General features: G+C 59.4%; 1 protein-coding gene. It reads left to right on the top strand.

From position 1 onward, the window contains the following. Positions 1 to 47: 47 nt before the first annotated feature. The coding region (locus D7X55_RS45230; protein ID WP_233610482.1) for a hypothetical protein at positions 48 to 411 on the top strand (364 nt) is incomplete at its 3' end.

Here is a 411-nt window from a genome sequence, read left to right as displayed (position 1 = left end):
AGTAAACAGAGCAGTTGGGAAGAAGCCATCTTGAAAAGGACGCCGCAGTGAATCGAATCTCCGGAAGAACGAAGTGGAGTATCGCCGGGCTGGTTTTCACGGCCTTTGCCGCCGTTGCTGCAACAGTATCGATCAACGCCAGTTCGTATCCGTATAACCAGGTTGCAGTTGCGCAGAATTTGTCCGCCTACGAAATGGTGGAGCTGCGACGCGCCGGCCTTGTCGGTTTGGCGGGCATGTACCGAATCACGCATGGCATTGCGTCTTTGCCTGTCGGCAGCAGGATCAAGGTGACCTGGGGTGACGGGTCCGTCGAAGAAGCCGCTGTTACTTGCCTCACTGGAAGCCCTTGCGTCCAGCCCCTGCCGGGAACTCAGCAGCCGCCCAGCCGTGGCGGTGGAGGTGCCGGCG

Source organism: Corallococcus sp. AB049A (assembly GCF_003668885.1).
Classification (GTDB): domain Bacteria; phylum Myxococcota; class Myxococcia; order Myxococcales; family Myxococcaceae; genus Corallococcus; species Corallococcus interemptor.
This window is presented reverse-complemented; position numbering and strand designations above follow the sequence as displayed.